Origin of the sequence: Sphingomonas cannabina, from assembly GCF_021391395.1 — a bacterium.
Lineage (GTDB): Bacteria > Pseudomonadota > Alphaproteobacteria > Sphingomonadales > Sphingomonadaceae > Sphingomonas > Sphingomonas cannabina.
The window spans coordinates 3,242,825-3,267,617 of record NZ_CP090059.1; the positions used below are offsets into that span (position 1 = coordinate 3,242,825).

22 protein-coding genes are annotated in these 24,793 nt (G+C 57.9%); all 22 read right to left on the reverse strand.

From position 1 onward, the window contains the following. Positions 1–645, reverse strand: a complete 645-nt coding sequence (locus LZK98_RS15320) for a polysaccharide biosynthesis/export family protein (protein ID WP_233783333.1) — start codon at positions 643–645, stop codon at positions 1–3. A 102-nt stretch (positions 646–747) separates the two neighbouring features. Next, positions 748–2,136 carry an O-antigen ligase family protein gene (locus tag LZK98_RS15325; RefSeq protein ID WP_233783335.1) on the reverse strand — a complete coding sequence of 463 codons (1,389 nt, stop codon included), beginning with the start codon at positions 2,134–2,136 and terminating at the stop codon, positions 748–750. Positions 2,137–2,145: 9 nt separating this feature from the next. Further along, a complete protein-coding gene (locus LZK98_RS15330) occupies positions 2,146–3,444 on the reverse strand; it encodes a glycosyltransferase family 4 protein (RefSeq protein WP_233786610.1) in 1,299 nt (432 codons plus the stop codon). Positions 3,445–3,449: 5 nt separating this feature from the next. Continuing rightward, positions 3,450–4,166 (reverse strand): class I SAM-dependent methyltransferase, encoded by a 717-nt coding sequence (locus tag LZK98_RS15335; RefSeq protein ID WP_233783337.1) that lies wholly within the window; start codon positions 4,164–4,166, stop codon positions 3,450–3,452. Between the two features lie 75 nt (positions 4,167–4,241). Beyond that, the gene (gene wecB / locus LZK98_RS15340; RefSeq protein ID WP_319937505.1) at positions 4,242–5,354 is read right to left on the reverse strand and encodes a non-hydrolyzing UDP-N-acetylglucosamine 2-epimerase; all 1,113 of its coding nucleotides are present in this window, start codon (positions 5,352–5,354) and stop codon (positions 4,242–4,244) included. A 23-nt stretch (positions 5,355–5,377) separates the two neighbouring features. Further along, the gene (gene wbjC / locus LZK98_RS15345; RefSeq protein ID WP_233783340.1) at positions 5,378–6,478 is read right to left on the reverse strand and encodes a UDP-2-acetamido-2,6-beta-L-arabino-hexul-4-ose reductase; all 1,101 of its coding nucleotides are present in this window, start codon (positions 6,476–6,478) and stop codon (positions 5,378–5,380) included. After that, complete coding sequence (locus LZK98_RS15350) at positions 6,475–7,515, reverse strand: polysaccharide biosynthesis protein (protein ID WP_233783342.1); 1,041 nt, start codon at positions 7,513–7,515, stop codon at positions 6,475–6,477. Before LZK98_RS15350 ends, wbjC begins: the two co-directional genes overlap by 4 nt. Before the next feature lie 13 nt (positions 7,516–7,528). Then, positions 7,529–8,305, reverse strand: coding sequence for an AglZ/HisF2 family acetamidino modification protein (locus tag LZK98_RS15355; protein ID WP_233783344.1), 777 nt, complete (start codon positions 8,303–8,305; stop codon positions 7,529–7,531). A gap of 63 nt (positions 8,306–8,368) precedes the next feature. After that, positions 8,369–9,121, reverse strand: a complete 753-nt coding sequence (locus LZK98_RS15360; protein ID WP_233783346.1) for a polysaccharide deacetylase family protein — start codon at positions 9,119–9,121, stop codon at positions 8,369–8,371. Further along, positions 9,111–10,076: a UDP-3-O-(3-hydroxymyristoyl)glucosamine N-acyltransferase gene (locus LZK98_RS15365; RefSeq protein ID WP_233783348.1), complete on the reverse strand. Its 966-nt coding sequence runs from the start codon at positions 10,074–10,076 to the stop codon at positions 9,111–9,113. Before LZK98_RS15365 ends, LZK98_RS15360 begins: the two co-directional genes overlap by 11 nt. A gap of 48 nt (positions 10,077–10,124) precedes the next feature. Continuing rightward, positions 10,125–10,742, reverse strand: a complete 618-nt coding sequence (hisH, locus tag LZK98_RS15370) for an imidazole glycerol phosphate synthase subunit HisH (RefSeq protein ID WP_233783350.1) — start codon at positions 10,740–10,742, stop codon at positions 10,125–10,127. Beyond that, entirely contained in the window at positions 10,739–11,893 is a 1,155-nt protein-coding gene (locus LZK98_RS15375; protein ID WP_233783352.1) for an N-acetyl sugar amidotransferase, read from the reverse strand. The genes hisH and LZK98_RS15375 overlap by 4 nt, the downstream gene beginning before the upstream one ends. Before the next feature lie 359 nt (positions 11,894–12,252). After that, positions 12,253–13,629: a hypothetical protein gene (locus LZK98_RS15380; RefSeq protein ID WP_233783354.1), complete on the reverse strand. Its 1,377-nt coding sequence runs from the start codon at positions 13,627–13,629 to the stop codon at positions 12,253–12,255. Further along, complete coding sequence (locus tag LZK98_RS15385) at positions 13,626–14,789, reverse strand: glycosyltransferase (protein ID WP_233783356.1); 1,164 nt, start codon at positions 14,787–14,789, stop codon at positions 13,626–13,628. The genes LZK98_RS15380 and LZK98_RS15385 overlap by 4 nt, the downstream gene beginning before the upstream one ends. Before the next feature lie 14 nt (positions 14,790–14,803). Further along, a complete protein-coding gene (locus LZK98_RS15390; protein WP_233783358.1) occupies positions 14,804–16,012 on the reverse strand; it encodes a glycosyltransferase family 4 protein in 1,209 nt (402 codons plus the stop codon). A gap of 104 nt (positions 16,013–16,116) precedes the next feature. Further along, on the reverse strand, positions 16,117–17,937 hold the full coding sequence (locus LZK98_RS15395; RefSeq protein WP_233783360.1) for a right-handed parallel beta-helix repeat-containing protein: 1,821 nt from the start codon (positions 17,935–17,937) through the stop codon (positions 16,117–16,119). After that, positions 17,934–19,241 (reverse strand): lipopolysaccharide biosynthesis protein, encoded by a 1,308-nt coding sequence (locus tag LZK98_RS15400; RefSeq protein WP_233783362.1) that lies wholly within the window; start codon positions 19,239–19,241, stop codon positions 17,934–17,936. Before LZK98_RS15400 ends, LZK98_RS15395 begins: the two co-directional genes overlap by 4 nt. A 22-nt stretch (positions 19,242–19,263) precedes the next feature. Further along, a complete protein-coding gene (locus LZK98_RS15405; protein ID WP_319937506.1) occupies positions 19,264–20,376 on the reverse strand; it encodes a DegT/DnrJ/EryC1/StrS family aminotransferase in 1,113 nt (370 codons plus the stop codon). After that, complete coding sequence (locus LZK98_RS15410) at positions 20,369–20,926, reverse strand: acyltransferase (protein WP_233783363.1); 558 nt, start codon at positions 20,924–20,926, stop codon at positions 20,369–20,371. The genes LZK98_RS15405 and LZK98_RS15410 overlap by 8 nt, the downstream gene beginning before the upstream one ends. Continuing rightward, the gene (locus LZK98_RS15415) at positions 20,923–21,987 is read right to left on the reverse strand and encodes a Gfo/Idh/MocA family protein (protein ID WP_233783365.1); all 1,065 of its coding nucleotides are present in this window, start codon (positions 21,985–21,987) and stop codon (positions 20,923–20,925) included. Before LZK98_RS15415 ends, LZK98_RS15410 begins: the two co-directional genes overlap by 4 nt. A gap of 4 nt (positions 21,988–21,991) precedes the next feature. Beyond that, positions 21,992–23,293, reverse strand: coding sequence for a nucleotide sugar dehydrogenase (locus LZK98_RS15420; protein ID WP_233783367.1), 1,302 nt, complete (start codon positions 23,291–23,293; stop codon positions 21,992–21,994). A 35-nt stretch (positions 23,294–23,328) separates the two neighbouring features. Next, on the reverse strand, positions 23,329–24,597 hold the full coding sequence (locus LZK98_RS15425) for a sugar transferase (protein WP_233783369.1): 1,269 nt from the start codon (positions 24,595–24,597) through the stop codon (positions 23,329–23,331). Between the last annotated feature and the right edge of the window lie 196 nt (positions 24,598–24,793).

Genomic DNA, 24,793 nt, shown 5'->3' on the forward strand with positions numbered 1-24,793 from the left:
TTATTGCAGAAACGCCACTAAAGGAGCGGCGAGAAGGGGCGACAGCGACACGAAGTCCCGGAACAACCGGCGCTGCGGAGAATCTCCGACGACTATCACGTCATTGGCGTAGATTGGCGGATCGTCATATGCCCCACGCCGTATTGCCGCAATATTATACAGCCCGGCCATCTTACGTCCTTCGACAGTACGCAAAATGACGACGTCATCTTGCCGCGCAAACTCCGCAAGACCCTTGGCCGATGCGATCGCACGCATCAGCGTCATCTGGTTGGTGACGGGATACAACCCCGGTTCAACGACCTGGCCGTCGATCGTGACGACCTGGCTGACCGAACTCTTGATGTTGATCGTCACTTCGGGATTGCGGACGTAACGCCCGCTCAAGGCCGCTTCGATCGCCTGCGCCAGCTCCTCCGACGTCTTTCCGCGTGCATCGATCGTGCCCGCAAGCGGCATGGCTATCCGGCCGCTCGCGTCGACCTGCACTTCTCGGCTGAGATCGGGCACGTTGAAGACATCGATCTGAATCGTATCAAGCGGTCCGATCAGAGCCGGACGATCCCCCACGGTCAGATCCTGCCGCGTTGGCGCAGGCAGCGTCGTGCTGTTCTTCACCACGGTCAATTGCGCCGTCGATACCATGGGCTCCCGATGGGCGCACGCCGAAACGGCGATCGCCAAAAGGGAAGCGGTGATAACCTTTCGCATACGCTCGAAAATTTCCAGATAAAGGAGCCGGGCGGGCTATAGATGCTGTTTAGAGGCCGGTAAAGCTGACGAACCGGTCGTTTTCGACCAGTTGTTCAGCCATATCCCTGCGATCACTGCCATGGCCATCATCATCGGTGTCCGCAAGGGATAGTCGAAAATGCTGGCGACAAAAATCAGCAACAACATGGCGCTGCCCAGGCGTGGGAGCGGATGGTGCCTATCCGGTCGAAGCCACCATGCTTGAACGCTTGCCCATAGCCACCATCCCACAGCGGCCAACAGCAGCAGTAGGCCAGCCAGTCCCGTGTCGAGTACGATCTCAAGCCAATCGTTATGTACGTGGTTCAAATAGGTCGGCTTCAGCAGACCCAATGGTTCGTGCATCCGAAACACCGGATCAAAGGTTCCGAGTCCGGCGCCAAATGGAAAATATTCCTGCACCATCGCCAACACGGTCGGTAACGCACGGACGCGCATGTCCGTCCCCGTATCGGCCACGAACACACGATTGATCGAAACTGCACGCCCCGCGGCAACGCTAAGCAACACAGCGATGCCGATGGCTGCAACCACGCCCGCGACTAATACCCAGGTCACCCACCGCGGATAGGTGGTCAGCCGGCGCCGGATTCGCGACCAGGCAAGCACCAGGCCGATTACGATTCCGAGTCCTCCCACAATGATCCCGGCACGCGACCCACTTGCCAGAATGGTTAGGGCGAAGAGCAACAGCAGCCCCAAGGCGGTTGGCGCGCGCCATCTGGACACGCTGCCGGCCGAAAACGCCCATACCGGCGCGATAAGGCAGCCGAGCGCCGTGAACATCGCGAAGTGGTTGCGATTGGCGAAGGTTCCATCAACTTCCCCGACTGAATCATTGACGAACGGGTTGTCGAATGGAGCTCCGGAAAATTGCAGCAGCCCCACAAGGCTCGACAGTAAGACTCCAATCAGCAACATCCCAGGCAGCCACCTCTGCTCATTTTCCCGAAGTCCGACCACCAGCAACAACACCGCGAATGGCACGACTAACGAGAACGCCGCATTGAGCGTGGCATCGGGCACGATCGACAAGGGCCGCCAAGGTTGCGTCTGTCCGCTCGCTACCGCCGCTTCTATCAGCGGCTGGCGACCTGGCAATGCTTGCCAAACAGCTGGCGGTAACGGGATGATTTGCAGCAGCGCAATCGCCAGCGCCGCGCCCATCAGCAACGCCACCGGCCAAGCAATCGGAGAAACGCGCTCGCCGAAAAGAAAGAACAAAATAATCGCGGCCCAGGCGGCAGTGCGAACAACTGCCTGTCCCAATACGCCGGCTTGCGATGCCCCCCCGGCAAGCCAGAGCATACCGAGCAACGCCGCCAGCAGAATGAAGGCCAGACTCGGCCGAAAATTGGCCATTAGGCGCGGTTTCGATGCCATGTCGGTACTCTAACTCCTCGTTGCCGTCGGCACGTCCATCGATTTCTTCCCAACGCGGCATTCATCGATCCATGATACTAGGGCATCTACCATATGCTGCCTGCCGAACTCTTGTAAGCCATAGCGCCTCCCGTTCCGCCCCATCGACGCCCGCTGCTCCCCATCCATCTCCATCAGACGCCGTGCCTGGGCGGCGAGTGCTGGACCGTCTCCCGCTGGCGCCACCAGTCCCGCCCCGGCTTCCTTGATCACGCGCGCGCCCTCGCCATCCAGCATGGTGAGCAATGGCTTTCCCGCGGCGAGATAGCTCTGAACCTTACCCGGGATGGTCATGCTCCAGACCGGCTCGTTGCGCAACGTCACCAGCAGCGCATCCGCACCGGCAAAGAAGGATGGCATACGTTCTAGCGGGTAACGGCCGAGCAGGACGACCCGATCGGTCAACCCACGCCGCCGGATCTCCTCGCGCACCTGCGGCGCAGCGCGGCCATCGCCGACGACAAGCCATCGCACGCCGGGCGTGTCGCGCAGCGCATCGGCCGCGTCCAGTATCGCGGGAAAATCCTGCGCTTCGCCGATATTGCCCGCGAACAGAATCTTGAAATCATCGGCATAGGGAGCGAGTTCCGGCGCAGCCTCGACGGGCGCGGCACTCCCCGTGTCGAAGATCGCTTCCGCCCAGCCGGGGAAATAGCGGATCTTGCCGGCCCCGCCGGCAAGCCTCGCCACCTTCGGTTCGAATGCGCGCGACTGCACGAGGATACGATCGCACTGCGCATAGACGAAGCGCACCAGCCTCCCCACGGCGCTGAGCAAGCGCGGCGATTTCACCACGCCGATCGCCGAAAGCGTATCGGGCCATAGATCGAGGATCCACATCAGCATTGGCGCGCGCTTCAGCCTGCGCAGCAGCGCTGCCGGTAACGCCGCCGTGATCGGCGACGTCTGGAAAACGAAGATCGCGTCGAACGGCCGGCCGCGCAGCTTCCATGTACCGACCAGCGACGCGCTGATTGCGAAGCTTAGATAGTTGAGCATGAGCCACAGGCTCGATTGCCCCCGTGGAATGACCGGTACCCGTATGACCGGCACATCGCCGAAGCGATCGAACGCAGCCGGATCGGCACGATAGGCCGGGAAGATATATCCTTCCGGATAGTTAGGTTTGCCCGTCAGTACAGTTACTTCATGGCCACGCCTTACAAGCTCCGCAGACAGGTCGTTGATCCGAAAATTTTCTGGCCAGAAATATTGACTGACGATAAGTAGACGAAGCGCTCTTTCAGAATCCGGTTCCCGCCTATTCATCTTGATCAAGCCGGCACTAGTACGAAGCTGTCCCGTCGGATCGCCTTGATCAACAGCGCGCGCAATGGCGTAGAGATGCGCTCAGCTCGGCCGATGCGACTGTCGGTCACGCGATAACCCGCCTCGGCGAAGAGTGCTCGCCATTCTTCATGAGATCGGAACCGCACGCCAACCCCAAAGGTGTTAGCCTTGAACGCAGGAACGAAATCGGAGATTCTCTTAGCGATGGCTGATAAAAGCCGGCTCGAAGTTATTTCATATATCAGCCGACCTGATAAGTTCAACGCATAGGATTGATAGATATATTCATTGACGAACAAGTAATCTACTTTGCCGCGCCACGCCCTCAGAGCCTTGATCTGAAGCTGACGCGTTTCCGCTTCAGTGGCGCCGACGAGATGGTGCAGGATCAGATTGAACGTGACCACGCCTTCGTCGCCGTCCGCAATCGGCGAGAGCGCATCGCCGATGCGGCCATCGACCCCCAGCTTTCGGCATTCCTCAATCGAGCGCGGATCCATGTCGATCACCCGCGTGCTTTCGCCCGCCATTTCCGCCAGCTGCCTGGCGAAAAATCCACAACCGCCCCCGATATCGACCACTCGCTTGCCGCCACGGCCGCTGCCCAGCATATCGCGGAAATCCCTGACCTGATCATCGACGAATTCATCGTGATAAAAGGCTTCGATCTGCTCGGCGGAAAGCTTCGTCTGAATGACCATATCCTTGAAATCCCATACTCTTTCAGACAGACGCCATGTTAGACCAAAGGGGCATCGCGCGGAACGCGGCGGCTCTCAATATTCCCTCCACACCACTCTCCGAACATAGTCCGTATAACTATGCAGGATGCGCACCACCTTGGCCGACACGTTTGGCATTGAATAATCGGCAACTAGGCGCAGGTCGCGCTGCTCGCGACGGCCCTGCGTCGCCAGGATCGCCATGGCCTGCTGCACGCGTTCGAGGCTGAGGCCGGTCATCATCACCACCCCCTCCTCCATCCCTTCGGGCCGTTCGTGCGCCTCGCGGATGTTGACCGCCGGGAAGTTCAGGATCGACGATTCCTCTGTGATCGTGCCACTGTCCGAAAGCACGATGCGCGCCGATTTTTGCAGCCGCACATAATCGTGGAAGCCGAGCGGCTTTCCAAGCCGGACTTGGGGATGGAACGAGATACCGGCCGCATCGATCCGGTTCTTGGTTCGAGGATGCGTCGAGACGATCACGGGCCGGTCATAGGTTTCGGCAACATGGTTCACGATTTCGACCAGGCGAAAGAAGGTTCGATCGGACTCGATATTCTCCTCGCGATGCGCGCTGACCACGAAATAATCCTGTTCGGCGAGGCCAAGCCGCTCGAGCACATCGGACGCGTCGATCCGGTCCATATAGTGGTGGAGCACCTCGAACATGGGGCTGCCGGTCTTGATTATGCGATCGGGCGGCAGCCCCTCGGCAAGGAGATACTCGCGCGCGATATCGCTGTAAGTCAGGTTCACGTCAGCGGTGTGATCGACGATCCGGCGGTTCGTCTCCTCCGGCACGCGCGCGTCGAAGCAGCGATTGCCAGCCTCCATATGGAAAATCGGCACGCGGCGGCGCTTGGCGGGGATCACCGACAGGCAGCTGTTGGTATCACCGAGCACGAGGAGCGCATCGGGCCGCTCCACTTTTAGCACGTCCTCCATGGCGATCAGGATATTACCGATCGTAGCCGAGGCGCTGCCCTTGGCGGCCTCGAGGAAGTGATCCGGCTTGCGGATGCCGAGATCGTCGAAGAACACCTGGCTCAGCTCGTAATCATAGTTCTGGCCAGTATGGACCAGAATATGATCGCAATGCGCGTCCAGCGCACACAGCACTCGCGACAGGCGGATGATTTCCGGTCGCGTGCCGACCACGGTCATCACCTTCAGCTTCTTCATGGCAGTCAGACTTTCATGGCGACGGTGTCGGGCCGGGCGCGGTCAAAAATCTCGTTCGCCCACAGCATGACGATCAGTTCGTTGTCGCCGATGTTGGTGATGTTATGCGTCCAGCCCGGAATCGTTTCCACGATCCGGCCCTCATGCCCCTCCACGACGATCTCGTGACGCTGTCCGCTTTGAAGATCGCGGAAGCCGAAATGCGCACGGCCAGAAATGACGAGGAACTTCTCGACCTTGCTATGGTGATAATGATCGCCACGCGTGATGCCGGGGCCGGCGGTGAAATAGGAGAATTGGCCGCTATCAGAAGTCTTCAGCATCTCGACGAAGCGGCCGCGCAGATCGGCGTGGATCGGCACTCTGTAGTCGAACAGATCGACCGGCAGATAGCTCAAATAGGTGGAATACAGGGCGCGCGTCAGCCCTGTGCCGACGCGCGGTGTCGTCAGGGTGCCACGGCTCTCCGGAAAGCTGCGGATAATCTCCGCCAGCTCGCCCACGGTCGTCTGATAAGCGGGCGTCACCTCATGATATCCGGTTGAGACGCCCTGCTCGATCAAGCGCAGGAACACTTCAACGACATCGTCGACATAGACGAGCCGCAGCGTTGCGCTCGGGTCATGAATCTCGATCGTCTCGCCACGCGCGACGCGATGGCAGAAGGTGGCTACTGCGGAATTATAATTGGGCCGCGCCCATTTGCCGAACACATTAGGCAAGCGAAAGATCGCGATCGGCGCGCTCGAAGCCTCGCCATGCGTAAGCAGGACCGCCTCGGCCGCGACCTTGCTGTTGCCATAAGGCTGATCGCGATCGGCCTGGATAGAGGAGGAATAGATGATCGGCGCTGGATTGCCGGCCTCAGCCAACATGGTGCAAAGTTGACGGGTCAGTCCCACATTGCCGGTTTCAAATTCCGCCACATCGGCGGGACGATTAACTCCTGCCAGATGGACGACGAGTTCCGCCTCGCGCACGGCGTTCAGCCAGCTCTGCGCGTCGGTATCGCGGCTGATCGCCAGCACCGTATGACCGACTTCGCCAAGGCGCACTGCCACGTTGCGCCCCATGAAGCCGTTCGCGCCAGTAACCAGGACCTTCATGCGTAGGCATCCTCGGAAATCGGTTCGTTGCGCAGCACGCGATGGATCAACGGCAGCTTGAGCAGCAACTCCTTCATGCCTTCGACGTCGAGCCGACGAGTATTGTGCGAATTATATTCCTCGCCCTGGCTCAGCCGCGCTTCGCCTTGCTCGACAAACTTGTCATAGTTGAGGTCGCGTCCGTCAGGCGGTACGCGGAAATAGTCGCCCATATCGTCGGCGACTGCGCGCTCCTCGCGGCTCAGTAGGGATTCGAACAGTTTCTCGCCATGACGGGTGCCGATGACGCGCACTTCGTGGTCGTGCCGGTGAAGCAGTTCCTTCATCGCTGCCACGAGTGTGTTGACGGTCGCCGCCGGCGCCTTCTGGACGAAGATGTCGCCGTTGTTGCCGTGGGTGAAGGCATAAAGCACCAGCTCGACTGCATCGTCGAGTGTCATCATGAATCGCGTCATGTTGCCATCGGTAATGGTGATCGGGCGCCCAGCCAGCATCTGATCGACAAACAGCGGGATCACCGATCCACGCGACGCCATCACATTGCCGTAACGGGTACCGCAGATAACGGTGCCGGTGCCCTCCAAATTGCGCGAGGACGCGACCATCACCTTTTCCATCATCGCCTTGCTGATACCCATGGCGTTGATCGGATAAACAGCTTTGTCCGTCGACAGGCAAACGACACGCTTCACGCCAGCGGCGACGGCCGCGGTCAAAACATTCTCGGTGCCGAAGACATTGGTGCGCACCGCCTGCATCGGATGGAATTCGCAGCTCGGCACCTGCTTCAGCGCCGCGGCGTGGAAGACATAATCTACCCCGCGCATCGCCGGCGCCACGCTGCGCTCATCACGCACGTCGCCCAGATAGAATTTTATCCGCGAGCTGTTGTACAGCTTGCGCATATCGTCCTGCTTCTTCTCGTCACGGCTGAAGATTCGGATCTCGCGCAGGCCGGAATCGAGGAAGCGACGCAGCACTGCATTGCCGAAGGAGCCAGTACCGCCGGTGATAAGCAGAATCTTGTTTGTGAACATTCTCTTTCCTTAATCAGGCGGCGAGCGCGGCGCGCACCATGGCCTCCTTGATGTCCGGCGCCGGATAATTGATGAGCACCGCGCGATAGGCGCCCTTGAACACGAATAAGCTGCCGGCAGCCGCTCCGACCACGCCGACCTCGCGGATCAGCGCCTCGATATCGTCCAATGATCCAGCGCCACCCAGGAAAGTGACCGGCACGCCCACCGCCTCTCGAACCCGCGTGGCCAACGTCAGATCGTAACCTTTCATCGTTCCGTCGAGATCGATTGAATTCACCACGATCTCGCCGGCACCGAGCCGCGCCGCTTCCTGGGCGAAGGCGATCGGATCAATCTTGTGGGCACGTTTCGCATTGCGTGTGCGCAGCTCATGGCCGCCAAGCATCTTCTTGCGGACGTCGAGTACTACCACGACACTTTGCCGCCCGATCTCGGCCGCAATTTCGGCGATTAGCTCCGGCCGTTCGACCGCCGCCGCACTAATGGCGACTTTCTCGACGCCCAGGCCGATGATCCGTTTCGCCTGCGCTGCGGTCCGTACCCCGCCGCCGTAGCAAAGTGGCATACGGCATTCTGCCGCCAGATGCGCGATTACGGCGTAGTCGGGCTCTACACCGTTCGCAGTCGCATCGATATCGAGCACAACGAGTTCATCACTCTCCTTCTCGTTGAAGATTTTAACCGCATTGATCGGATCGCCGACATATTTGGGATCCTTGAACCCCACGGTCTTCACCAAGCCGCCTTCATGGATCAGCAAACAGGGAATGATGCGCGGTCGCAACATGTCAGAGCTCCGCGAGGTTCTTGCGCCGTGCGAATAGGTCATTGTCGAACGGGAACGCCGTCATCATGCAGGATTGCCTTCCATCAGAGCTGCCCGCCACTTGCCATAGGCCGTTACCGTGCCGGCAACGGCATCGTCGATATGTCTCATCCGCGCAGAGACAAAATTGCGAATAAGCGGGACAGCTTCGCGCTCGCCGTCCCCCACCCACCAGATCGGATGGGTCAGTAGCTGAACCGCCGTTCCTGCGGCAATCGCCGGATGATCCAGCGGGTGGCCATAATGCCACCCGCCATTGCTATCGGAGATATAGGCGATCTCAGAGAAGAACGCGGGCTCATAAGTGTGTCGCCGGCCGGCAAATCGTCTGGAGAGATTGAGAAGCTCCGGTGCGGGACGATGGAAGGATATCGTATCAACCGGACGCCCGGTCAGCGTGGAAAGGATATCGCACTCGCGCTCGGCGGCGACGTCGAGATCGCACGCGGGATACTGCGTGGCATCGAAATGCAGGCCGATCTCGTGCCCACAGTCCATAATTTGGGTCATCAGCGCCCGGCTCTTCGCCGATGCCGGGTTGTATATGTCCGTCGACAGTAGCACGAAATAGGTCGAGGTAACGCCCATCTCTCCCTCGACCTGAGCCATTGTGGCCGCATGCTCCAACGAAAGGTCGACGTCGTGCCGGAGATACATGCAGGGCTCCTCCGGTCGCAAATCCTGCAACCTGACCGAGGAATAGCCGTTATCGCGAAGACGAACGAGGAGTGACCGATAGCGGTCAAGCACAAAACCGCTCAACGCATTAGTCAGCATCCGCCAACCTCTTCAAAGCGGCGCGGGTCCGGCGGAACTCGGCATCCGCCTGCGCCGGCGCTCCCATGACCGTCATGCCATCCGGCACGGGCTTAACGACCACCGCTCCCAGGCCAACGACCGCATCCGCACCAATCGTCACCTGATTCATGATGGTCGCGGAAGGCGCAATCCATGCGCGATCGCCGATCTTGACGCTGCCACCGATCATCGCTTCGGCGATAATCGCCACGTCCTCGCCAACTATCACATTATGCGCGACATGGACCTGGTTATCGATGCGAGCACGGGCGCCGATAATGGTGGGATTGAGCGTTCCGCGGTCGATGCTAGTGTTTGATCCGATCTCGACGTCGTCACCGATCACGACGCCGCCGACATGGGGGAACTTCTCCAGTTCCCCTATCTCGTTCCGCTCGTAGCCGAAGCCGTCAGCGCCAATCACGGTGCCGCCGGCAATCGTTACGCGACTACCAAGGCGGACATCCTGCATCAGCGACACATTGGGCCCGATCACGCATTCCGCACCAATGACACAGCCCGGTCCGATCAAGCAGAAAGGGCCGATCGAAGCGCTAGGATCGAGCTGGGCCGTTTCATCGACCACCGTCGTAGGATGTACGCCTGCAGGCGGACGGGCCGGCGCGAAGAAGTGCTTCACGGCACGCATAAACGCGAGCCGCGCGGCAGGAACGACTATCAGCGTCGTGTCCTGCAAACCCCGCAAGGTATCGACGGCGCTCTCCTCGCAGATCAACGTAACGCCCGCGAGCTTACCGCGAAGCTCACTCAGCCGCTCCTCGGTGAGAGGACGCGAAAGAAAGCTGAGCCCATTTGGCTTGAGAGCATCCAAGGCACTTGGTGCGGTGATGCACCGATCCGCATCGCCAAGAACGGCGCCCTCCGGCCAAATCTTGTCCCGGATATCCCGGGCGTTAGGAGAATTTCCCACCATTGCCCCTCTTCGCACTGTCGTTGATCATCGCGACCTGCCGCTTACACCCTAGAGATCAGCAAAATTCCTGAGCAGCATCGCGCCGAAATGATGACTTTTCTCGGGGTGGAACTGCACCCCCCAGACATTGCCACGCCGCACCGCGCACGCGAATGGCGCCCCATAGGTCGCAGTGGCCGCCTGGTCGGCTGGATCGGCACATGCGTAATAGAAGGAATGGAGGAAATAGAAGCGGGCATCCCGCTCCAGCCCCTGGAACAACCCTCCACCATTCGATAAAGGTTCGACATCGTTCCAGCCCATGTGCGGCAACGGCAGCTTCTCCGGCAGCGGCATTGAACGAAAATGCCGCACCGTACCCGGAATCCAGCCAAGTCCCCGCCCGCGCCCTTCCTCACTGCTGTCAGCAAGAATCTGCATGCCGACGCAGATGCCTATCACCGGCACCTTGTGGCCCACCACCTTCTCCTCGAGCAGCGGACGCATGCCAGACACCTCTAGCAATTCCATGGCGTGATCGAACGCACCCACGCCGGGCAGCACGATCCGCTCAGCATCCGCGAGCTCGGCGGCGGTGCGCGCTGCCTTGGCAGGCACGTTCATCCGCTTGTACATGTTGAGGAACGCCCCGATGTTCCCCAAGCCGTAGTCGACAATGGAGATCAACGGATGATCGCCCGCTGGATACCAGCCATACGAAGAATCCTTGCGCCCAGATCCATAATCATCTTGTCGTTCTTGTAGTCGCGGAAGGTCTTGTTCGGGCCGTCGTGCAACGCCCGGAGCTCGGCGACCGAGATGCCGAGTTTGGTCGCGATATATTCAAAATCCTCGGCAATGGTCTCTGGATCATAGGCGGGAACGGCTACCTTCCCAAGCGCCTCATCCCGCGTCATCTGACCAGTGAGGATCAGACTCGAAAAATGCGCGCGGCGCTTGTCGTATCCGAACTTGGTCGGCAGCCAGTAGCTTTCATAGAAGCGGGTGAAACGCGATTCATAGTGCTTGTGAGCGTAGCGCTGCCATCCGAACCGGTCGATCAGCTCCTGCATCGCCGCCTCCTTACGGAAGGGAATGTAGTTGAGTGGCTTCACGACACGCACGCCCTTGGCAAAGCGATACCACACTTTGAAGCGCAGCACTCCCGCCAGAGGAAATTTCTTGAGCGGTCGAGTGCCGAATCGGCGATGGATGTCCTTCAGCTGGCGCAGGTCGGACGCGTGATAGTGCCATTCTAGCGGCTCGCGCACACATTCGGTGGAATAGTTCGCGCCGGTCAGAATGTAGGTCACTTTGTTCTTCGCGGCGAAGTTATAGAGTCCCGCAAAGAACGCATGATCCTGCGGCGTGTCCAGATGCGGTACACTCGCCTTGAAAAAGGCAAGCTGCAGGTCACGCATTTCTGGCCAGTCCACGACTTCCGTGAAAAGATCGAGGTTTAACCCGTCCACCAGCCTTTCTATGTTGTTGACCGCCTGCTGAGAATTCCACCCCGCATCAACGTGATAGAGTAACGGACGAAGGCCGAATCTTTCCTTGGCTATGTACGTAACATAACTACTGTCGACTCCGCCGCTGAGGCCGATCAGGCAATCATGATCACGCTCTCTGCCATCGCGCTTGATCTGCTCGACCTGCGCCATAATCTCACGCTCCCCGCGCTCGTCGGGGTGCCAATTTGGCAGGATGTTATCATAATAGTTGTTACAATAATCACACCATCCACGCTCGTCGAACACTATGCTCGAGTCACTCGTATCCATGATGCAGTTGTTACAAATTTGATATGGACGCACGTTGTCTCTCGCGTAAGGCATTAACGCTTGAATTTGTCGCGACTTCTCGTTGCGATGTCACCCCTTAGGATCCAGACCCAAAATCGGCAATGCCTTGGATCGCCCGAAGAGGCGCACCGGCAAGAAGCACGGCGCAGACGTGTAGCTGAAGCTACGCGCAAGCAAGCAACGCCGACCAGCGGGCTCCTGAACGCGAACGCGCAGCAACGAGCGGATTTTGGCGCATGGCGTTATCGCTCGTCAGTCACGATGCTATCCGCATCGCTCTCTCCTCACTCCTAGCTCTGCGCCAAAATCAGTTCAGTCCAGGGCCTTGCCGGTTATGGGTCTGGATCCCAGCATCGTTCGCCGACCCGAGAAAGCGCGAGGTCAGCGCCTGGTCAAACTTCGCCTCTCGGACCATAAAAGCGGAACAGGGCCAGCCATGCCAACCCGCCGAACGAGACCAGGAACGTCGATAGATGCACGTTGGTCAACGTGAGCCCGACCGGCACCATCAATACGAGCACCAGTTGCCGATTCCATTTCGCCGAGAGTTGGTCCAAAAACTTAAGATAGAAAGCCAGAACAATCGAAATCACCAGTACGCCAAACCAGCTCGCAGCGGCCACCCCCTCACCCACAAATGGGTTAGCGTTAAGATTCACGCGACTGTAGAAACCATAATACTCCGCGCCGACTATCTGACCTAGGACGGGCCAGAACTGATCAAGCCGAAAGGTGGCAGGCGGCGGCAAAATGAGATTCAATCCGGACAGGTTGCTCCACCAAGTATATCCCTTGACCGAAAACACGTCGTAATATTGAGCAAACGTCTGCGCAGGAATGGATATAGACCTAAGCAGAATAAGATCCGCAAGGAAGCGCACAAACCGCGTTGAACTCGTCAGCAGGGCGCTAACGAGACATATCATTACCATACCCGCAGTGAAGTGGTAGAGTTTCAGGCCAGACCAACGGAACGCGGCGGCTGTGACAAGCATGGCCAAGGGAATAACCAGCGATATCTTGGACGCATCGACCATGTATGACATGATCATACCCAGTATTCCCAATATCACCAGCGGCCACCGGGAAGGGCGCGCCGCCCCAATCGCGATCAACAGAGGGGCGAAAATAGAGCCGTAGTAGGTGCGCAGATAGCCCGTAACCCCGACGGTCCGATCTGCAGCGACGAATCGTTGGACGTAAACATCATCTATGCCAGCAAAGGTCATGATGTCATTGAAAACATACCATATAACAACCGTACTTAAAGCAAATAGAATTGCAATGACACTTACCAATAGGTATCCAGGCTCAAATCCGTCGCTTGGATTCTCCACATGAGATTTATTAGTTATATGGCATATCAACAGAAAGCCGATCGAGAAAGATGCCAGGCTTGGTATGTATTCTCCCGCCCCCTTTGCACCAATCATCATTGTGATTGCCATAGTGGGCACATACAAGAAGGCGTACATGAACCATATGATTATGGAGGATGGCCTGTTGAATTTTGAAGGAAGAAAAAGCGATACTATAGCAACGGACAAATATATAAATGATAATTCATAAAAATTGAGATCACTATATATCAGACCAGTATAGCCCCATTCCAAACTGATGTAACTCCAGTACACCTGCCTGAATGTTATCAAATATACCAAGCCAATAATCATATTGACGGTCCGGCCGATACTGAAGATCGACTCCTGACATCCGATCGCGCTGCAATCTGGCGTCGACTCGATTATTCCGATTTCCGGACCGCTCATGAAGATGCAACTCCCTGCTCGCCGATAGGCGAGCGCCCCGCCAACCCCTGCATGACAAGAGACTGATATTCCGCGAAAACTCTTGGCCAATCCCACATTGCGCTTAACCGCCGCACACCATTGGTGACGAGCGAGGCGCGCACCTCTTCGTCTTGCCAGACGCGCTCCATTGCCGCCAGGATCGACAATGGGTCCATCGGGTCGCAATACAGCGCAGCCTCGCCGCAGACGGCGTGCGCAAAATCCATATCTGATGTGACGATCGGCTTTCGATGATCCATCGCCTCGACATAGGGGAGACCGAAGGTCTCGAGCAACGTCGGCATCAGCAGCGCGTCGCAAGCCTGGTAGAGCGCCGGAATATACTCGGCGGAGACGCGGCCGACGTTTATCAGAACGTCGTCTAGGTTGCCGCACTTGATCCGATCCAGAAACCGCCCTGCCGCTTCATGCTCCTTCGGATCGATCGTCAGCACGATCACGACATCGACATCGCGCGCCTTGAGTTCCGCGGCGACGCGCTCGAGGATATCAATATTCTTATGAGGATAGTAATTCGCCGGATACACGAACTTGAATCGGCCTTTCGGCAGGTCGAATACAGATTTTTTCGACGATGAGGCCTCGGCCACGGTCACCGCGGCAGGAACCAGAACCACATTGTCTAAACGATAGCGCGCCTCGAGACGGCTCTTCATTGCCTGTGTTTGAGCCATGATTACGGCGGCTCTTCGCAAATACGCCTCAAAAAAATGGAGCTTCAATCTGAAGAACACCTTGTCTCGTAAAGGCAGCTTCCCCCATATCGCATGATTCGGATATACGGCGAACGCCCAATCGAAGTTGTACACTTGATGCACGTCCGTTGGGATAACAATATCCCCGAAATTCAATATAGCATCTATCCCGAGATTGTTCAAAAGGTTTGGCATGATGAATCGATATAGCGGCAGCGTTGCTAAATTACTGTGCGCCCAGCGCGGAATATCAATTATCTTGATATTATCAGATTCAAAACTAGCATAGCTGCATCTATCTGGCGTCAGGACAAAATAGGTATCATCTGGCTCGCTCTCGGCCAGGAGACGAAGATAAGTATCAAATATAATCTTCCCACCACCGACTTTTGACTTCAGCCCATTCACCAGAATGTTCGACAAAACACTCTCCTGTTTTAGGCGGAAGCGCGCTCGATCCGGCTCGTGGATTCGGATTGACCGGTCACCTTCCCCACGAGCGTATCCCAGTCAAGAACCTCCTCGAAGGTTCGCCGGGCGCCGGCGGCCATGGACGCCAGACGCTCCGGATCGGAAACCAGCTCCTCGATTATTTCGGCGAGCCGATCGGCGCGTATCTCGTCGCGTGACAGCTCGATGATATTGTCATGCGCGTTCATATAAGACGTATCCTGCGCGCCGAAATTGCCGACGACCAGCGGCAATCCCATGGACACCGCCTGGACCCAGAGGCTCGACTGGCTGGCAGGAAAGATGGCGAGATCGGCCATGTCCATGAAGCGGAACAGGCCCGCGTTGTCCTGCCACCCGACGAAATGAATGCGCGGGTCATCGCCTGCGACCTCCCGCAACATGGCTGCATATTCCTCCTCACCGATATTTGCCGCGCCTACAATCACGAGCTCGATTGGCTGATGCGGCAGCCTCCGCACAGCCTCTATCAGCAACTCGGTGCGCTTGAGCTTGGCGAACTTCCCCCCCGAGAAGATCACCTTTGTCTCGGGCGCTATCCCCAGCTCTTTACGCAGGGCGCGGCCTTCCTCGCGTCGAGCGATCTCGATGCCACTATCCATATCCGCCCCTAAAGGGAGCAATGTCATCTGATCCCAGCTTACCCCATAAACCTCATTAAGAAAATCTCCGGATCCAGGAGTGACTGGATAAATCGCATCAAGATATGGCAATCCACGATATAATATAAATTTACGCAGTACGCCATGAAGTATCTTTATGGATGCCCAATTTTTTCCAGAATTGCTGTAGTCAGCGTGATAATCCATTACAAATCGAACATGTGGATTTCGCTTTTTGTAACGAACAACCTCAAGCATATCCGGCATGATATCGAGCATGAATATCATGTCCGGCGCCACTTCTTTGATGGCTTCCTTGACACCCCGATAGGAACGGAGTTTATGAAGTAAATTCATCCGAAATTGGGCACGTATTACTTTCAAATCGTCAATGTAATACACCATACCTGGCTTCGTCGCATCGTGCCGATTAGCAATAAAGTCAAAAACTGATTCGTATGTTGAAGTAAATATCGTCACCTGGTGACCGTGTTTACGAAAATATTTCACAAGAATGTTTTCTTGGGAACCGATATTTTCATCAAACAGGTCACACATGATGAGAATTTTCAACGAACCGCCTCCACCGATAGCATATCGGATTGCCCATCTGAGCTAGTAACTTGCAATGAGACTCAGTTAGTCAAATGTTGCTTTATCGACCTTCATTATCACGCTTACATCATTTGACGCCAAACACCCTCCAAGCGGACGAGCGTGATAACTGTACCGCGCGCGACTTCGACGTCGCCGCCGCTCCGCATTATCATCGAACTGCTATTGCGCAATATGAACGGCGCATCGGCAATGATCGAGATTCGTTGCCCCTCGAATCCGCCTTGAAGCTCCGTGATTGGACTAGATTCCTGTTTGCGGAACCAGCGCTTTGGCAGCACCGCCGGTGCGCTGCCCGCCGGCAGCGTCTGCGCGATCGATGTGCTGAACGGTGCTTTGGCAGTCACCGCATTGTCCTCGACGACTATACCGCTGCCGCCATCGTCGATGATCCCGGTCTTGGATGCCGTCACGACATTGTCGCGGCAGAACCCGCGGACCGCTGTCGGAGCGATGCTGATGCCAAATCGGCCCTCAGTCTCGTTGAAATGGATGATGGTGGTTGCCGCCGCGGAGTGGATTGCGTTCCCGGTTGCCCCCCTGATCCGATTTGAGGAGATTTCTGCCTTCGGTATCTTCGCCCCGCTCACCTCCACGCCGACGGCGAAATTCGCCACGTCGTTTCCCCGCACCGAGAACGCGTCCATCCAGGTGGAGGCGAACTGGCCCACGAAAATGCCGTGCGTGCCCTTCCCCGGTGTCGCGATGAGGCGATTGTCATGTACGGTGGCAGCCACGCCGTCGGCCAACCAGACCCCGGCACCGTCGCAATTTCGCATCAGATTATCCGCGACGATCGTACCGTCGCCCGGCTTTGGCGGTGCGGTTGTCTGGATGCTGGCGATCCCGTGGTGACAGGTATCGATAATGTTTCCCGAGATTACAGCATTGCCAAAGCCGCTGATTCCGATCGCCGCGGGGACGGCGCTTCCAGAAAACGGAAGTCGTCGGTCCGTATTGGTTCTCAGGATACGGTTTCCGGTAACGATCATGTCGTTGCAGGTCTGGAGATATATCCCGCATCCGTAGAAGAGCGTCTTTCCGTCAGTCCAGATGCTGCCGCTGACGTCCTCTATGACATTGCCTTCAATGTTCACGCCATTGATGCTGTCCGTCGGGGCGCTCAGATAAACCATGATACCGTAGCAGGGATAGCCGACGATGGTGTTATCCCTGACGATATTCCCATGCTGGGATTTACCTGCCGTCACCGTCTGACAACCGATCGCGACTCCGACGCCGCTGAAGCATTGATTGCCCTGGATCAGGTTTCGGGAGGAGGCACCCGCGACTAGAACATCGTATCCAGTCGTTGCCTGACGCTCGCTGCCATCGCCCTTCACGAGACTGTCGATGAAGCTGTTTCCGATGACGCGACAGTCGTTGCTGTCCGACAACAGCACGCCACCTCGCCGCATCGCGCTGAACTGGCAATCCTCCACCACGACGCGCCGCGCACCGACGATCACGATCGCCCATCCTTCGAACAGACTGCTCGTCGTGGCGCTCGGCGTGAGATGCAGCTGGCTGAAACCGCTATCATCCTGCTGCGTGATGAAGAGGTTTTCCTGCCGCCCTGTCTGGGGATCAAAGACGATGCGCGAAAGCGGGCCGAACCCGACGAGCCGCTGGCCTGGACGCTGCAGCGTGATCGACCGCGTGATGCGATAGTGCTTCAGCGCGGGCGGAACCAACACATGGGCGCCGGCGCTGAGCGCCGCTCTGAACGCATTCGTGTCATCGGCGCGGCCATCCCCGACAGCACCGAAATCCGTCACCGATACAACGGTGCCATGCGGAGGGAAATGCTTCAACGAGACGGATCCGGAGGCCGACATCGTCAACATTGCGCCCAACGACCCACGCCGTGAGACATCGATCAAGGGATGCTCCTTACGGTTCCTGGTTCCTGTCCGATCAGCGCTGCGCTCGCCACATACCCAGCCGCAAAATAGGCAACATATGCCGTGAATGTCACTGCCGAGAGGCAGGCCGTGGTCCACGTAAGGTTCAGAGGCCATGCCCAGGCCGCAACGAGCGCGGCAATCGTTCCCAGCAGATTGATTCCAGTGAACCAGTATCGCAGATACGGTCGAGTCGTCAGCGCAAAGACGCGAGCGACCGGCGCAACTGCAAGATTCATGATCGAGGCGGGCGCCATGATTGCGGCCAGCACGCCAGCCTCCCGCCATTCAGCACCAAAAATGAAGGCGAATAGGGTCGGGCTCGCGAACATGGCCGGAATGCCTCCGGCAAAGCCGAAGCCCATAATCAACAGAACGCTGCGAACGAAAAATGGACGCACGCGTTCCGGCGCCTGCCGCGCATCCTGCGCCAATTTCGCGTAGAAGACGTCGCTCAGGCTCCTGAATGCGAAGGCAACCGGCAGGTCCAGCGTACGGCGCATCATGAAAAAGAGACCGAGTCCCGACGCACCGAAGAGATAGGCCAGTCCGGCTGACTGGATGAAAGCGACGCTGCCGTCGATGACCTGAGAAGGAAGCAGAACCAGCGGGAACTGGCGATACCGGCGCAATGCATTCGGTACCGCCTCCTGCTGCAAGCCCCGAGGCGCGATATCTGATCCCGGCGCGGGCGATATCCGCGCCAGATGAAATGCATTTCCGATCCTTCCCAGAACCTCTCCGGCCGCGAGTATCCACCAGCTCGGCAGCAGCGCCCCGAGCGCGATCTGTGTCGCGCCGCGCACGACGTTCATCGTCACGCTGGCTTTTCCGATGACGACGGTCTCGTGACGGCGGATGCTCCAGTTCTGCAGCAGCTGGACCAAACCTTGGCTGGAGAGAAGTGCCATAAGCATCAATGGTGCGGTGAGGGGCAGGCCTCCGAACGCCGCCACCTGGAACAGAATCATCGCTGCCATGACCATGCCGGCAAGCGGTGTCAGCGCCAGCGCGAGCGTGAAAGCGCCCCTGGTCAGGGCTCGCGCATCATCGTCGGAGCTCGCTGCAGGTATGGCAAAATCATAGTTGAGGAATATGATCCCGACCGCTGTCACCGCGAAGGTGAAAAACAGGCCGTACAGTCCAAACTCATAGGGAGAATATATTCTCCCTATGAACGGTCCGGTCAGAAGGTACACGCTCTGGCCGATTGCTGTATATGCCATCATGCCGCCAACGCTGCGCGCAAACGGTGATTTACGGATATTTCTCCACGGGCGCATCAGTCGCCTTACCCGTTTGTAACTAGGCTTGCGCTGCCTTCAGCGCGGCCTCGACGATCCGATCCTGAAGTTCGGCGGACAGAAATGGGTGCATTGGCAAACTGACCGCCCTGGCGGCCGCCCACTCGGCGCGATCCTGCGACCCCGCCAGCCGGCAGAGTTCGACATAGGCGGGTTGGCGATGCAACGGGATCGGATAGTGGATTGCGGTAGGGATGCCGGCGGCCGTGAGGTGCGCGACAAACTTTGTGCGGTCCTCGACCAAGATTGTGAACTGGCCCCATACGGAGCTTCTGTCACGCCCCACCTGGATCACGTCGATGCCGGGCGCGCCCTCAAACATCGCCAGATAACGATCGCCGATACGGACCCGGGCCGCGACTTCCTCCTCGAAGGTCTCCAGCTTGGCGAGCAGGATCGCGGCCTGGATCGTATCCAGCCGCCCCCCTACGCCGACCCGGTCGTGCTGGTAGCGCTTGCTCTGGCCGTGGACGCGGATCTCGCGCATGGCCTGCGCGAGCGCGGCGTCGGTGGTGAAGATAGCGCCGCCGTCACCGTAGCAGCCGAGCGGCTTGCTCGGGAAGAAGCTGGTGCAGCCGATCGTCGACACGCCGCAACTGCGATGGCCCTTATAGGTCGCCCCGAAGCTCTGCGCCGCATCTTCGATCACCGTCACGCCGTGGCGCGCGGCGATTGCGTTGATCGCGTCCATGTCGGCGCACTGTCCATAGAGCGATACCGGGATGATCGCCTTGGTAGCCGGCGTGATCGCCCGTTCGATCAGACTCGCATCGATGTTGCAGTCCGCCAGGTCGATATCGACGAACACCGAGGTGGCGCCGACCAGCGCAATGACTTCCGCCGTGGCCGCGAAGGTGAAGGGCGTGGTGATGACTTCGTCGCCGGGCCCGACATCAAGCGCCATGAGGGCAATCAGCAGGGCCTCCGTGCCCGACGCGACGCCGATGCAATGCTCCACCCCGACATAGGCCGCCAGCCGCTGCTCGAGTTCCGCGATCTCCGGCCCCATGATGAAACGGCCATGATCGAGTACGGTGGCGATGCGGGCGTCGACTTTATGCTTGAGCGCGCGATACTGCGCCTTGAGGTCGATGAATTCGATCTTGTCAGTCATGCTCCACGCAGCTTTCCGTGCTTACCGTATAGGTGCGCTCGCACGCGCAGCGCACCTCTCCCTGACCGACGAGGCGCAGCCCGCACCGGCACATCCATCCTGCCCGCCGCGCCGGAACGCCGATCATAAGCGCATGGGGGACAACGTCTCGATTTACGACACTGCCGGCGCCGACGAAGGCATACTCCCCAATCGTGACGCCGCACACGATCGTACAGTTGGCTCCCAGCGTGGCGCCACGTTTTACGCGCGTAGGCCGGTACTCATCCTTACGCGAGACTGCCGAACGCGGATTGTAAACGTTGGTGAAAACCATGCTGGGCCCGCAGAACACATCGTCTTCCAGCGTCACGGCATCATAGACAGAGACGTTGTTCTGGATTTTGACGTTGTCACCAATGATCACATCATTGGCAACGAACACATTCTGTCCGAGCGAGCAGCCCGCCCCGATCCGCGCGCCTGCGCATACATGAGTCCAGTGCCAGATCCGTGTACCTTCCCCGATGACGGCGCCGGGATCGACGATCGCGGTTTCATGGGCTTTCACGCGGATCGCTCCAGTGGCAATGCGACCCGCGTGCCATCGCGCGCGGCACGATAGATGGCGGTCAGCAATTCCAGCGACTGCAAACCCGCTCGGCCATCCGTCTCCGGCTCCGCCTCGCCGCGCAGCACGTCGATGACGTTGCGATAATAGAGCGGGTGGCCGAAGCCGTACACCGAAGTGGTGTGATAGCTGGCTTCCTCGATGGCGGCATCGTCGGGGTGCGGTTCGGCGAAGCTCCATTCCTTCATTTCGTTCACCGCGACGCCACCGATGCGCGCAGTCCCTTTCTCGCCTAGGACAGTGATGCTCCCTTCAAGATTCTTGGGATAGGTCAGCATCGTCACGCTCAGACTGCCGAGCGCTCCAGAACGCCAGCGCAGGCTGGCAACCGCCGTGTCTTCCGCCTCGATCTTGCGTGCCAGCGTTGCCGAATAAGCTTGGACGCTTTCCACCGGCCCGATCAACCAGCTCAGCAGGTCGATGTAATGGCTTGCCTGATTCATCAGCGCGCCCCCATCGAACTCCCAGGTTCCGCGCCATTTGGCAGCGTCGTAATAATCTTGCGGGCGGGTCCAGAAAACGTTGAGAGCTACCAGATAAATACGTCCGAAACGGTCCGCCTCGATTGCCCGCTTGAGCATCTGCAGCGTGGCGTTGCGACGGTTCTGCTTGACTACGAACAGCCGCACGCCGGCCTCGTCGCACTCGCGCACCATGCGCAACCCGTCCGACCAGCGGGTCGCCATCGGCTTTTCCGACACGACATGGCGGCCGCTACGCGCGACGGCGATGGCCTGCGCCGGATGAATGCCGCTGGGCGTCGTCAAGATCACGGCATCGGCCGTCGTGGACGCCAGCATCGCATCGAGCGAGTCATGGCATGTCGCGCCGGACCGCTCGCCTGCCGCACGCAGGGCGGCAGGATCGATGTCGCACACATCCACCAGCTCAGCATCCTCAGCGAGCGCGCCCAACGCATCGAGATGATTCTTGGAAATGCGACCGCATCCGACCAGGGCGAAGCGGACTTTGCGACCCTTTATGGGAACAAATGCTGTCATGCGATTACGCCTTCACCACATTGGCCGCGGCCGGAAGCCGTCCGCGGCTATCAATGACCAGTGAAGCACGTGCGATAAGCTCATAATCAAATCGATCGTGATCGGTAGCGAGCAGGAGGCAATCGAAATCCGCGATGTTTGCCTCGGTCAGAGTAATGCTGGAAAGGTCGAAATGATGCTCCCGCGTCTCCGGGAAGATCGGGACATGCGGATCGTAATAGCTTACATCAGCACCGGCATCGCGCAGCTTCTCCATCAGGACGATGGAAGGAGATTCACGCATGTCGTCGACATTCTTCTTGTAGGCGATACCAAGTACCAGTACCTTGCTACCCTTCAACGGCTTGGAACGCTCGTTGAGAGCCGCGACAAGCTTCATCATAACATAATCGGGCATGGCCGAATTGACCTCCCCGGCAAGCTCGATGAAACGCGTATGCACGCCATATTCGCGTGCTTTCCACGTCAAATAGAAGGGATCGATCGGAATGCAGTGGCCGCCCAACCCTGGCCCCGGCTGATAGGCGGTGAAGCCAAATGGTTTCGTAGCAGCGGCGGCGATCACTTCGTGGATGTCGATGTCGAGCTTGTCGGCGACAATCTTCATTTCATTGACTAGACCGATATTCACCGCGCGATGAATGTTCTCAAGCAACTTGGTGAGTTCAGCTGCTCGAGTTGAGCTAACTGGAACCAATTTATCGATCACTTTACCATATAATGCCAGGCCGACATCAAGGCACGCGGGCGTCATGCCGCCAACGATCTTCGGGATCGTGTTAGTGCTGAAGTTGGGATTGCCGGGATCTTCGCGTTCAGGCGAGTAGATCAGGAACACGTCCTCGCCGATGGTAAAGCCCCTGCGCTCGATCCGCGGCGCCAACTCCTCCTCCGTCGTGCCCGGATAAGTCGTGCTCTCGAGCGACAGGATCTGGCCTGGACGCAGAAACGGCAGGAGTGATTCCAGCGTATTGAGAACGAACGACAGGTCCGGCTCACGGTGTTTCGTCAATGGAGTGGGCACGCACAGGATAAGCGCATCCGCTTCCCCGATTCGCGAGAAATCGGTTGTGGCACTGAACCTCCGCGAGCGCGCGGCGGCAACCGCGGAGGATGGAATATGCTCGATCAGCGTCTCGCCGGCGTTGAGGCGCTCGACCTTACCGGGATGGATATCGAAACCGAGGACCGGGTAGCCCACTTCGGAGAAGCGCAGGGCCAGCGGCAAACCGACATATCCCAGGCCAATGACGCCTATGACCGCCGACTTATTTTCCATTTTCAAAGATATTTCTAGTTTACCCATAGCCCCTCAGATACTATAATAAATAATCTCAAGGATTATTTTGCACCAAATCCAGTAACCATGGTGACAAATGTACGAACGATGATTAGACTATCAATCCACAAAGAAAAATTTTTAATATAATAGAAATCGTAATATAATTTACTTCTCACATCATCGACATTCGTTACATGTCCTTGCATGATTTGCGCCCAGCCGGTGATTCCTGGCCGCACCACATGTCGATAGCGATAGAATGGGATCTCGGATTCATACCAACTCGACAGAACCCGCGCTTCGGGTCGGGGGCCGATCCAACTCATCTGCCCCCTGAGGACATTGATGATTTGCGGCAGCTCGTCGATGCGGGACCGGCGCAGGAATTTACCCAAAGAGGTAATACGATCGTCGTTGGCGCGGGTGATCGCTTCGTCTCGGCCCTCCTCATCACCCGGCGCTTTGATACGCATGGTCCGAAACTTGTAAACGATGAACGGCTTACCACGAAACCCGACGCGTTGTTGTTTGAAAATTGCAGGCCCGGGTGAATCGAAACGAATCAGGATCGCCACAACGATCAACAACGGCGACAGCAGAACGAGCGCCACGGCCGCCGCAATCCGATCTGCCAGATGTTTGGGGGCCATATACGCATATGGGGGCGACAAAGTGCCAAAACTGGTTTCAGACAAGTGCTCGAGTTCGACGCGGCCGGTTAGCGATTCCGCCAGATGCTTGCTGTGGTAGACAGGAATCCCCGACAGTGCGAAATCCGCGATGCGCCGTTCCCACTCGACAGGAAGGTCCGCACGAAGATCGACGGCGATGGCATCCATTTCTGAGACTTGCTGTCCCGGGTTCTCCAACGGAACCCAATCGACACCTTCGATATCCAAAAGTGCGTCGTCTTCTCGCAACAGGGCACCGATGGTCAGGCGCTTACGTCCGAAAACCTGCGCATATCCAAGGTAAAATATGCCAACGGCGCAGATATATGCGCCAATCAAAATCCATCGGCTGTAATCCAAGCGCAGCAGTAAAAATACTGCAAATACAATTCCAAATGTTACCGAAAAACTAGGAATAATTGCCGAAGCCTTTTCGACTCCTGGATAGCGCCCAAGATTCCGGGCCAATATGATACCAGAAAATATTCCTACCAAACTCCCCCAGAAGGCATACGCCGTCACAAAAAAAACTTGTTCCGCTTGTGGCATAAAGATCGCACGCGCGGCAATCGGCAGAATGGCTGCGACCACGCCCCAAAACATCTGCCATCGCAGACGATGCCAATGACTATGATGCGACAGGATACTGGAGGTCATATTGCACGGGCGTTCGCCAACTACTCCATGGTGGTGCGGAGCAAAGACCGGAACATTAATCGTTGTGACCGGACAGGACTCTTACGGACATCAACGTTTACTCCGATGCTCGATCCTCGCTCCTCATCCGAGACAAGGCCGCGTAGGCGGAAGCGGTACTGATAGCTCTAGGCTGTCCTTCCCCGCAGCCATCGGC